Origin of the sequence: Allochromatium vinosum DSM 180 (genome assembly GCF_000025485.1) — a bacterium.
Lineage (GTDB): Bacteria > Pseudomonadota > Gammaproteobacteria > Chromatiales > Chromatiaceae > Thermochromatium > Thermochromatium vinosum.
This window is the reverse complement of record NC_013851.1, coordinates 1,859,909-1,871,558: the sequence shown is the minus strand read 5'-3', so window position 1 is coordinate 1,871,558 and position 11,650 is coordinate 1,859,909. Positions and strand designations below refer to the sequence as shown.

The following is an 11,650-nucleotide window of genomic DNA, read 5'->3' as shown; positions in this document are numbered from 1 at the left end:
GCATGACGACTCTCGATGTCCTGGGCATCATCGCGCTGTGCACCGTGCTCTGGGCCGGCTTTCACCTGATCGCGGGCTATGTGGCGCAGCGTCTGCCGCTGGACTGGCTGACCCGCTGGCCGGTCATCGGCGCAAGCTATGCCTGGGAGCACGGCGGGCGCTGCTATGAATGGTTGGGCATCCGGGTGTGGAAGGATCATTTACCTGAAGCCGGCGGCCTGTTACGCGACGGTTTCTCCAAGCGCCGGCTCGCCTCCGCTGAGCCGGACTATCTCGACCGCTTCGCACGCGAGACCAGCCGCGCCGAGTTCGGGCACTGGCTGACCTGGGCGCTGGCACTGACCTTCTTTCTCTGGACGCCCGCATGGATGGGCCTGTTCATGGTCGTCTATGGCGGTCTGGTCAACCTGCCCTTCATCCTGATCCAGCGCTACAACCGCGCCCGACTGCGCCGGTTCATCGCCCGCTCGACACGTCGATCCGCGCGCGCCGATTGAGTTTGACGCGCGCCGCGACTATCCTAGTGGATTCACTTTTTCTTGAGGTAGGGCCATGGTCGCCAAGACCCTCTACGACAAACTCTGGGACGAGCATGTCGTCCGTGTCGACGACACTGGCACGGCACTGCTCTACATCGATCGTCAGCTGATCCACGAAGTCACCTCGCCGCAGGCGTTCGAAGGGCTGCGTCTGGCCGGGCGCCAGCCGTGGCGCGTCAGCGCCAACCTGGCGGTGCCGGACCACAACGTCCCCACCACCGACCGCGCCGCCGGCATCGCCGATCCGGTCTCGCGCCTCCAGGTCGAGACGCTCGGCACCAACTGCCAGACTTTCGGCATCACCGAACTGAGCATGGGTGACAAGCGTCAGGGCGTGGTGCATGTGGTCGGCCCCGAACAGGGCTTCACCCTGCCGGGCGCCACGGTCGTCTGCGGCGATTCGCACACCGCCACCCACGGCGCCTTCGGCGCGCTGGCCTTCGGCATCGGCACCTCCGAGGTCGAGCATGTCCTGGCCACCCAGACCCTGATCCAGCGCAAGTCCAAGTCGATGCTGATCAGCGTCGACGGCCAGCTCGGCGCAGGCGTCACCGCCAAGGACATCGTGCTCGCCATCATCGGCGAGATCGGCACCGCCGGCGGCACCGGCTTCGTGATCGAGTTCGGCGGCGAAGCCATCCGCGCGCTGTCGATGGAAGGCCGCATGACCGTCTGCAACATGGCGATCGAGGCCGGCGCGCGTGCCGGTCTGATCGGCGTCGACGAGAAGACCGTCGACTATATGCGCGGCCGTCCGCTCGCGCCCGAGGGCGAACTCTTCGAGCGCGCCGCCGCCCACTGGCGCACCCTGGTCAGCGACGCGGGCGCTCAGTTCGATCGCGTGCTCCACATCGACGCCGCGAGCCTCAAGCCGCAAGTCACCTGGGGCACCTCGCCCGAGATGGTGCAGCCGGTCGACGGTCGCGTGCCCGATCCGGCCGCCGAGTCCGATCCGGTCAAGGCCAACGGCATCCGGCGCGCACTCGATTACATGGGTCTGACCGCCGGCACGCCGATCAGCGAGATCCGCCCGGACAAGGTCTTCATCGGCTCCTGCACCAACTCGCGCATCGAGGATCTGCGCGCGGCGGCTGAGATCGCCAAGGGGCGCAAGGTCGCCGACTCGATCAAGCTGGCGATGGTCGTGCCCGGCTCGGGTCTGGTTAAGGAACAGGCCGAGGCCGAGGGGCTGGACAAGATCTTCGTCGCGGCCGGTTTCGAATGGCGCGAGCCGGGCTGCTCCATGTGTCTGGCGATGAACGCCGACCGCCTGGAGCCGGGCGAGCGCTGCGCCTCGACCTCCAACCGCAACTTCGAGGGTCGGCAGGGGCAGGGCGGTCGGACCCATCTGGTCAGTCCGGCCATGGCCGCCGCCGCCGCCGTGACCGGTCATTTCGTCGACGTGAGGACGCTCTGATGCAGGCTTTCGCGAATTTCACCGGCGTCGTCGCTCCGCTCGATCGGGCCAATGTCGACACCGACGCCATCATCCCCAAGCAGTTCCTGAAGAGCATCAAGCGTAGCGGCTTCGGCCCCTATCTGTTCGACGAGTGGCGCTATCTCGATCACGGCGAGCCGGACATGGACTGCACCCACCGTCCGCGCAACACCGAGTTCGTGCTCAATGACGCGCGCTACCAGAGCGCCGAAATCCTGCTCACGCGCGAGAACTTCGGCTGCGGCTCCTCGCGCGAGCACGCGCCCTGGGCGCTGACCGATTTCGGCATCCGCGTCATCCTGGCGCCGAGCTTCGCCGACATCTTCTTCAACAACTGCTTCAAGAACGGTCTGCTGCCGATCCGGCTCGACGCGGCCGTGATCGACGGGCTGTTCGCCAAGGCGACGGGCGCCGAGCCGCTGCGCATCGCCGTCGATCTGCCGGCCCAGACCCTGACCCTGAGCGATGGTCAGGTCATCGCCTTCGAGGTCGAGGCGGGCAGCAAGCATCGTCTGATCGAGGGGCTGGACGACATCGGCCTGACCCTTCAGGAAGCCGACACCATCCGCGCCTACGAAGAACACCGCCGCGCCGAAGCGCCCTGGCTGTTCATCTGAATTCTGTCTGGAGACTCCATTGAGCAAGAAGATTCTGGTTCTCGCCGGTGACGGCATCGGTCCCGAGATCGTCGCCGAGGCGGTGAAGGTGCTCAACGCACTCAAGGCCGAGGGCGCCATCGACGTGACGCTCGAAGAGGCGCTGGTCGGCGGCGCGGCCTACGATGCTTTCGGCGACCCTCTGCCGGAGGAAACGCTCGCCGCCGCCAAGGCGTCCGATGCGGTGCTGCTCGGCGCAGTCGGTGGCCCGAAGTGGGAACCGCTGCACATCTCCAAGCGTCCCGAGAAGGGGCTGCTGGGTCTGCGTGCGGGCCTGGGCCTGTTCGCCAACCTGCGTCCCGCCGTGCTCTATCCGCAACTGGCCGCCGCCTCCACGCTCAAGCCCGAGATCGTCTCCGGGCTGGACATCATGATCGTGCGTGAGCTCACGGGCGACATCTATTTCGGCCAGCCGCGCGGCATCGAGACTCTGCCCTCCGGCGAGCGTCGCGGCCTCAACACTATGGTCTACACCGAGTCCGAGGTCGAGCGCATCTGTCGCGTCGCCTTCGACATCGCCATGAAGCGCGGCAAGAAAGTGTGCTCGGTCGACAAGGCCAACGTGCTCGAATGCACCGAGATGTGGCGCGAGGTCGCGACCAAGACCGCCGCCGACTATCCCGAGATCGAGCTCAGCCACATGTATGTCGACAATGCCGCCATGCAGCTCGTGCGTGCGCCCAAGCAGTTCGACGTCATGGTCACGGGCAACATCTTCGGCGACATCCTCTCCGACTGCGCCGCCATGCTCACCGGCTCGATCGGCATGCTGCCCTCGGCCTCGCTCAACGAGCACGGCCAGGGCATGTACGAACCGATCCACGGCTCGGCCCCCGACATCGCCGGCCGTGGCGTGGCCAATCCGCTCGCCACCATCCTGTCGGTCGCGATGATGCTGCGCTACTCGCTCGGCGCGCCCGAAGCCGCCGACCGTATCGATGCCGCCGTCTCCAAGGTGCTCGACCAGGGTCTGCGCACCGCTGACATCATGTCCGAAGGCATGCGTCAGGTCGGCACCGCCGAAATGGGTGACGCCGTGGTCGCCGCGCTGTCGGCCTGAGCGATCGCAAGAGACCCCGCGCACGTCATCCCGTGATGACGGCCACGAGCGGATCGGGTGGCGGCTGGCGGGGGTGTCGACGGCATGGATGCCGTCGTCAAGCCTCCAGGGATGGATTCACGGCGTCCCCCCGACAGCCGTCACCCGATCCGCGCCCCAAGGTTACGTTCGTGCGCAACGAATACAGTTCGAATAACGCTTTAAAAGTTTTGGCGAGGCATTAAGAGATGAAGCGGGTTGGTTTCGTCGGTTGGCGCGGCATGGTGGGCTCGGTCCTGATGGAGCGAATGCGCGCCGAGAACGACTTCGCGCGCCTCGCGGAGCCGGTCTTCTTCACCACCTCCCAGGTCGGCCAGCCCGGCCCGGACGTCGGTCAGGGCGCCTCGCCCCTGCTCGACGCCGAGTCGCTCGACGCCCTGCGCGAAATGGATGCGATCGTCACCTGTCAGGGCGGCGACTACACCAAGTCGATCCATCCGCGCCTGCGTGCCAGCGGCTGGAACGGCTACTGGATCGATGCGGCCTCGTCACTGCGCATGGAGCCCGACGCCACCATCATCCTCGATCCGGTCAACCGCCCGGTGATCGATGCGGCCCTGGACTCCGGCAAGCGCGACTTCATCGGCGGCAACTGCACCGTGAGCCTGATGCTGATGGCCATCGGCGGACTGTTCCGCGAGGGTCTGGTCGAGTGGGTCAGCGCCATGACCTATCAGGCCGCCTCGGGCGCGGGCGCCAAGAACATGCGCGAACTGCTGGCCCAGATGGGCGCGCTGCACGGCTCGGTCGAATCGCTGCTGGCCGATCCGGCCTCGGCGATCCTCGATATCGACCGGCGCGTGACCGAGACTCTGCGCGATCCCGGATTCCCCACCGAAAGCTTCGGCGTTCCGCTCGCCGGCAGCCTCATTCCCTGGATCGACACCCAGCTCGACAACGGCCAGAGTCGTGAAGAGTGGAAAGGACAGGCCGAGACGAATAGAATCCTTGGCCGGACCGACCAACCGATCCCGGTCGATGGACTCTGTGTGCGTGTCGGCGCCATGCGCTGCCACAGCCAGGGTCTGACCATCAAGCTCAACCGCGACATCGCCCTGAGCGAGATCGAGTCACTGATCGCAAGCGCCAACGATTGGGTGCGCGTGGTGCCGAACGATCGAGCCGTCACGATGCGTGACTTGTCGCCCGCCGCCGTGACCGGTTCGCTCCATGTCCCGGTCGGGCGCTTGAGAACGATGAATATGGGGAGCCGCTACCTGTCGGCCTTCACCGTCGGCGATCAGTTGCTCTGGGGCGCGGCCGAACCTCTGCGTCGCATGCTGATGATCCTGCTGGATCGCTGATATTGGGTGTCGGGCGCGGCTCATTGGAGATATTTCGCTGCCTGGAGCACGAGGGGGGAGGATGACTCGCAAGCTGATGTTGGCGTCCGCCATCGCCGCGGCCTTGACCGGCCATCCAGCCCTCGCGTTGGAACTGGGTGCCTTGCGCACCGACTCCGCGCTCAATCAACCCTTCCAGGGCGAGATTGATCTCGGTGACATCGGTCCGGGTGAAATCGATGCTCTGCGTGTATCCCTCGCCTCGTCCGAGACCTTCGAGAAGGCCGGGATCGAGCGCTATTACTATCTGACTCAGCTACGCTTCACGCCTGAAGCGACAGCCGACGGTCGTGTGCGCGTGCGCGTCTCCAGTCGGGAGCCGGTACGCGAACCCTATCTGGATTTTCTCGTCGAGGCCGTTTGGCCGACGGGGCGTCTGGTCAAGGGCTATACCGTCCTGCTCGATCCGCCGACGCAAACCGAGCGGCGTGCACCCAATATCCAGTCCGCACGGGTCCGAACGGCGGTCAGTGGTCTGGATTCCGGTCTGCCTCCCGTGGCGAGCGGCTCGGGAACCTATATCCCGGCTCCAGGCGAAGGCTTTCCGCTCTATATCGGTCCGGTGGGCGGCGGCGAGGGACTCTGGGCGCTGGCGCGTCGACATGCCACGGCCGGCGCCACCGATGCCCAGACGGCTATGGCGCTCTACCGCTGCAATCAGGGTGCCTTCATCCGAGGCGACATCAATCGTCTGATCGCCGGCAAGACACTGGTCGTTCCATCACGTGCCGAACTCTTCGCGCTGGATGCCGAGGAGGCCAGACGTGAACTCCAGGCGGCCATGAACGGCCGTCCCGCACGGCGTTCACCGATCACCGATGTCTCACCCGAGACGCTCTCGCGCCTGCGTCTGGTGGGGGCGACGCCCGGGACCGGCGCTCCGGTCGCCTCCACACCTCCGCCCGGTGCGGCACCGACCGCCGGAGCCGGTGGCGAGCAGTCGCCGGACGTCTTGCTGGCCATCGAGACGAGCGAGACGGCACGGCAGGAAACGATCGAACTGCGCAACCGGATCAAAGAGCTGGAGACTCAGCTCGCCGACATTCAATCCTTGCTGCAAGTTCGAAACGCCGAACTGGCGCGCGCCCAAGCGGTCGAGTCTCAGACGGCCGCTACCCCGACGGACCTGAGAGAGGGCGAGTCAGCGCCTGGAGCCGGCCTCGAACTGGAGCCGATCGCATCTCCCGATACGCTGGCTCAGAACGCGGTCGGTGTGCCCGAGCCGGTGCCCGGCGAGCTATCCTCGCCGGCTGAAACCGAACCCCTGGACCTCCAGTCGATCCTTGCGGAAGAGGCGTCGCAGGCAGGCGGGGCGGAACTGGAAGCCGGGCCTGAATCCGCCGCCGAATCCGAGTCGACGGAACCGAGTTCGCCCATCGGCCTGGTCCCGATCCCGACGCCAACGCCGGTCACGCCCGAGACACCGGCAACGACCACAGCCCCTGACGGCGGCACGCCCGTTGAATCCGCACCCAAGCCGAGGGCGATCAAGACGCCCGCGCCGGCCACCGCGCCCGAGCCACAGCCCGAGTCGCCCTCGACCTGGCATGCGCTGCTGTTGCCGCTGGCCGGACTTGCGGGTGTGACGGCACTCGGGATCCTGCTCTTCTCGTTGTTGACGGCGCGCCGCCGTCGACAGGAGCAGGACGCTGAAGATTTCTCAGAGGACGACATCGAGTCGGAGCTCGTACTCGATCGCCCGTCCGAACTGGAGGGCGAGCCGGGGCCGAGAGCGACGTCACGCGCTGCCGAGGCCGTATCACTAGACAAGGGCAGGCCGGCGCATCGATCTCCCGTCGAGCCGGCTTCGGCCCCCGTCAGGCCGGACCTCGACGACACCGACGAGCCGTCCATGTCCGGTCTCACCGATTTCGATGCCGAGACCGACGAGGCCGACGTGCTCTCCGAGGCCGACATCTATATCGCCTATGGCCGTCATCGCGAAGCCTGTGATCTCCTGAGCAAGGAACTCAGACGCTATCCGCAGCGACTCGACATCAAATACAAGCTGGCCGAGGCGCTCGCAGCCGCCGGCGATGCCGAGGCTTTGCGGGATCTGCTCGACGACATCCGCGCGGCGGGCGGAGACAGCGAGGAGCCGGCCCAGTGGGAGCGGATGCAGCGTCTGCTGCATGAACTCGCACCGAACGCGGCTCCGGCGACGCCCTCATTGACCCCCACGGCCGTGGCAGCCGCCAGTGCCGGTCTGGCCGGTGCGGCGGCGGCCTCAGCGTTACGCGAATCCATTGCCGTGCCGGAGCTGGAGTCTGTGGTCGACTTGGGGCCGGAATCCGGATCAGAGGAAGACCTGCTGCTCGATCTGGGGGATTCCGGGCCGCTCGAATTCGAGGAGATGACGGGGTCCAAGCCGGCCGTGGATTCGCTGGAGCTGGAACTCGATTCCGGGGCTGCGGTTCCGGACGTCGAAGAGATCGAACAAGCGATCGAGGGCGGCGATATCGATTCGATCCTGCCTGTCCCCGAGGATTCCGTGGGGCTGGATCTCGATCTGGGTTTCCCCGACGTGACGCCCAAGTCCGCCGAGCGAGCCTCGGCGGCTGCCGGACTCCAAGCCGGCGACGGGATACCGGATCTGGACGTGCCGTCGCTCGACGACCTGGATCTGTCGATCGACGACCTCGACCATCTGGACGAGTCACCGGAGCCGCCGATCCTGTCCGGCGGACCCGAACCGTCCGACAAGACCGATGCGTCGCTGGACGCCCTGGATTCCGGTCTGTCACAGGAGCAGGAGAGCGTGCCCTCGGATCTGCTGTCCTCGCAATGGCAGATCGACTCCGGCATCTGGGACGAGACCGCCACCAAGCTGGATCTGGCGCGCGCCTATGTGGAGATGGACGACAAGGAGGCCGCACGCGAGATCCTGGAGGAAGTCATGGCCGAAGGGCGTGAGGAGCAGCGCCGTGAGGCGCGTGCCATGCTGGAGCGACTAGGCGGATGAGGCGTGCATGCTCGTGACCCCGTTTGATGGTTTGACCTTCGTTCAGGCGGCCGCTGACGGCCCGGCCTGGGTGCCGACACCTTGAGGTCGGGGCGCATCGCCTTGGGTGTCGAGTACGACGGCACCCACTTCCACGGCTGGCAGACGCAATCCGGAGTACGGACCGTGCAGTCCGAGCTGGAAGCGGCCGTCTCGCGGGTCGCGAATCATCCCGTGATCGTGCACTGTGCCGGACGAACCGATGCCGGTGTCCATGCGCTCGAACAGGTGGTGCATTTCGAGACTACGGCCACGCGCAGCGAGCGGTCCTGGGTGCTGGGTGCCAATGTCAATCTGCCGCCCGATGTCGGCGTGCGCTGGGCGCATCCGGTCGATGACGGCTTTCATGCGCGCTTCAGTGCTCAGGCCCGGCACTACCGCTATCAGATCCTGGCGCGGCGCACCCGCTCGCCGATCCAGCGCGATCGTGCCGTCTGGGTGCATGAGGCGCTGGATCTGGAACGGATGCGCATCGCCGCCGTCGCGCTGGTCGGCGAGCACGACTTTTCGAGCTTCCGCGCGGTGGCCTGTCAGGCCAAGAGTCCGATCCGGCGCGTGCTCTATCTGGATCTCAGCGAGCGCGAGGGGCTGATCACGCTGGCGATCGGCGCCAATGGCTTCCTGCATCACATGGTGCGCAACATCGCCGGGGTGCTGATGGCCATCGGGCGCGGCGAGGCGTCGGTCGACTGGACGCGCGAGCTGCTGGAGGTCCGCGACCGGCGACTCGGCGGCGTGACAGCCCAGCCGCAGGGACTCTATTTCGTCCGCGCCGACTATCCGGCCGAGTTCGGACTGCCACAGAGTGAGCGTGCCGATCCGCTCCAGCGTTTGAAGAATTCGATTTGAGGCGATCGAGGCACCGTTGAAGCAAAACCACATCCCGAGAACACGGGTCAAGATCTGCGGTTTGACGCGGGTCTCGGACATCGCCGCCGTCGTGGCGGCCGGAGCCGATGCGGTCGGCTTCGTCTTCCATCCGGCCAGTCCGCGCGCGGTCACGCCCGAGCAGGCGGCTGGGCTGTGTCGGGCGCTGCCGCCCTTCGTCACCGCCGTCGGGCTGTTCGTCGATGCCTCAGCTGAGACCATCGACGCGACCCTGGAGCAGGCGCCGTTGGATCTGATCCAGTTCCACGGCAACGAGTCGCCTGAGTTCTGTTCGGGTTTCGGACGGCGCTGGATCAAGGCGTTGCGGATGCGTCCGGGGATCGACTTGGCCGCCGAGCGCGAACGTTTCGCCGGGGCCGATGGTCTGTTGCTCGATGCCTATGAGCCTGGACGCGCCGGCGGAACCGGCCAGTGCTTCGACTGGGCGCGCATCCCGCCCGACATCGCTCCCGAGATCCTGCTCGCAGGAGGATTGACCCCGGAGAACGTGGCCGAGGCCATCGAACGGGTGCGACCCTATGGGGTCGATGTCAGCGGCGGGGTCGAAGCCGCCAGGGGTCTCAAGGATCCGGAACTGATTTTCGCGTTTATGCAAGGGGTAAGAGATGGCGATCAACGCCGACACCAGCCAGGCTGAGCGCCTGGATCCAGGCCGCGCGGCGGCCTATGACCTGCCGGATGCGGCGGGACACTTCGGTCCCTATGGCGGGCTGTTCGTGCCCGAGACGCTGATGCATCCGCTGGAAGAGCTGCGGCTGGCCTATGAGCGCTGCAAGGCCGATCCCGAGTTCCAGTCCGAGATGGACGCCGATCTGCGCGACTACGTCGGTCGGCCTTCGCCGCTCTATCACGCCGAGCGCTGGAGCCGTGAGCTGGGCGGGGCGCAGATCTATCTCAAGCGCGAGGATCTCAACCACACGGGCGCGCACAAGGTCAACAACACCATCGGTCAGGCGCTACTGGCCAAGCGCATGGGCAAGACGCGCATCATCGCCGAGACCGGCGCCGGTCAGCATGGCGTGGCGAGCGCCACGGTCGCCGCGCGGCTGGGGCTGGAATGCGTGGTCTACATGGGCGAGGTCGACGTCGCGCGTCAGGAGGCCAATGTCTACCGGATGCGGCTGCTCGGCGCCAGGGTCGTGCCTGTGACGTCCGGTTCGCGCACCCTCAAGGATGCGATGAACGAAGCCATGCGTGACTGGGTGACGAACATCGACGACACCTTCTACATCATCGGCACCGTCGCCGGGCCGCATCCCTATCCGATGATGGTGCGCGACTTCCAGACCGTGATCGGTCGCGAGGCGCGCGCCCAGATGCTGGAACGCACCGGACGCCTGCCCGATGCGCTGGTGGCCTGTGTCGGCGGCGGCTCGAACGCCCTCGGTCTGTTCCATCCCTTCATCGCGGACACGGACGTGGCGATCTATGGAGTCGAAGCAGGCGGGGAGGGCGTCGAGACCGGCCGGCACGCCGCCCCCCTGTGCGCCGGACGTCCCGGCGTGCTGCACGGCAACCGCACCTATCTGATGGAAGACGACAACGGCCAGATCATCGAGACCCACTCGATCTCGGCCGGACTCGACTATCCGGGCGTCGGTCCCGAACATGCGTGGCTCAAGGACAGCGGGCGTGCTCAGTACGCTGCCGTCACGGATGACGAGGCGCTCGCCGCCTTCCATCATCTCACGCGCACCGAGGGCATCATCCCGGCGCTCGAATCGAGCCATGCGCTCGCCTATGCACACAAGCTCGCGCCGACCCTGCGTCCCGACCAGAGCATCCTGGTCAATCTCTCCGGTCGCGGAGACAAGGACATGCACACGGTCGCGCGTCACGACGGGTTGGTCCTATGAGCCGCATCGCACAGCGTTTCGAACAACTGAAGGCGCAGGGTCGTACCGCGCTGGTTCCCTTCGTCACCGCCGGCGATCCGGGACCGGCGACCACGGTGCCGCTGATGCACGCCATGGTCGCGGCCGGCGCCGACATCATCGAACTGGGCGTGCCCTTCTCCGATCCCATGGCCGATGGTCCGGTGATCCAGCGCGCCACCGAACGGGCGCTGGCTCAGGGTGTGCGGCTGGCCGACGTGCTGGAGATGGTGCGTGCGTTCCGCGAGCGCGACGACGAGACGCCCGTGGTGCTCATGGGCTATCTCAATCCAATCGAGATCATGGGCTATGCCGCGTTCGCCGAGCGGGCGCAGGCCGCCGGGGTCGATGGTGCACTGATCGTCGATGTGCCGCCCGAAGAGGGGCATGAGCTGGTCGGGACGCTCAAGGAACAGGGGCTGGATCTGGTCTATCTGCTCGCGCCGACCTCGACCGATGATCGAATCAAGCGTATCGGTGGCGTGGCCTCGGGCTTCGTCTATTACGTCTCGGTCAAGGGCGTGACCGGCGCGGCGAATCTCGACACGGCGGATGTGGCCGAGCATCTGGCGCGTATCCGGTCGGCGGTCGCGCTTCCGGTCGGGGTCGGCTTCGGCATCCGCGATGCCGAGACCGCCGCGCGCGTGGCCGAGGTCGCCGATGCCGTGATCGTCGGCAGCGCCATCGTCGGGCGGATCGAAGCACTCGCCGAGACGCCCGAGCGCATCCCCGAGACGGTCGCGGCCTTCCTGGCCGAGCTGCGCACGGCGATCGACGGCGCGCGCTGATCGGCGACCCACACTGCAACCAAC

The 11,650-nt window shown here is 66.7% G+C and carries 10 protein-coding genes; all 10 read left to right on the top strand.

Annotated elements, in window-relative coordinates:
• Positions 1-2: 2 nt before the first annotated feature.
• Positions 3-497 (top strand): glycosyl-4,4'-diaponeurosporenoate acyltransferase CrtO family protein, encoded by a 495-nt coding sequence (locus ALVIN_RS07975; RefSeq protein WP_012970816.1) that lies wholly within the window; start codon positions 3-5, stop codon positions 495-497.
• A gap of 55 nt (positions 498-552) precedes the next feature.
• Entirely contained in the window at positions 553-1,956 is a 1,404-nt protein-coding gene (leuC, locus tag ALVIN_RS07970; protein ID WP_012970815.1) for a 3-isopropylmalate dehydratase large subunit, read from the top strand.
• Complete coding sequence (gene leuD / locus ALVIN_RS07965) at positions 1,956-2,594, top strand: 3-isopropylmalate dehydratase small subunit (protein WP_012970814.1); 639 nt, start codon at positions 1,956-1,958, stop codon at positions 2,592-2,594. The genes leuC and leuD overlap by 1 nt, the downstream gene beginning before the upstream one ends.
• Before the next feature lie 19 nt (positions 2,595-2,613).
• Entirely contained in the window at positions 2,614-3,693 is a 1,080-nt protein-coding gene (gene leuB / locus ALVIN_RS07960) for a 3-isopropylmalate dehydrogenase (protein ID WP_012970813.1), read from the top strand.
• Between the two features lie 227 nt (positions 3,694-3,920).
• Entirely contained in the window at positions 3,921-5,036 is a 1,116-nt protein-coding gene (gene asd, locus ALVIN_RS07955; protein ID WP_012970812.1) for an aspartate-semialdehyde dehydrogenase, read from the top strand.
• A gap of 61 nt (positions 5,037-5,097) precedes the next feature.
• On the top strand, positions 5,098-8,037 hold the full coding sequence (locus ALVIN_RS07950; protein WP_012970811.1) for a FimV/HubP family polar landmark protein: 2,940 nt from the start codon (positions 5,098-5,100) through the stop codon (positions 8,035-8,037).
• An 81-nt stretch (positions 8,038-8,118) separates the two neighbouring features.
• Positions 8,119-8,925, top strand: coding sequence for a tRNA pseudouridine(38-40) synthase TruA (gene truA / locus ALVIN_RS07945; protein WP_148217475.1), 807 nt, complete (start codon positions 8,119-8,121; stop codon positions 8,923-8,925).
• 16 nt (positions 8,926-8,941) lie between these two features.
• Positions 8,942-9,601, top strand: a complete 660-nt coding sequence (locus ALVIN_RS07940; RefSeq protein ID WP_012970809.1) for a phosphoribosylanthranilate isomerase — start codon at positions 8,942-8,944, stop codon at positions 9,599-9,601.
• Positions 9,570-10,820, top strand: coding sequence for a tryptophan synthase subunit beta (gene trpB, locus ALVIN_RS07935; RefSeq protein WP_012970808.1), 1,251 nt, complete (start codon positions 9,570-9,572; stop codon positions 10,818-10,820). The genes ALVIN_RS07940 and trpB overlap by 32 nt, the downstream gene beginning before the upstream one ends.
• Complete coding sequence (gene trpA, locus ALVIN_RS07930; protein WP_012970807.1) at positions 10,817-11,626, top strand: tryptophan synthase subunit alpha; 810 nt, start codon at positions 10,817-10,819, stop codon at positions 11,624-11,626. The genes trpB and trpA overlap by 4 nt, the downstream gene beginning before the upstream one ends.
• Positions 11,627-11,650 lie beyond the last annotated feature (24 nt).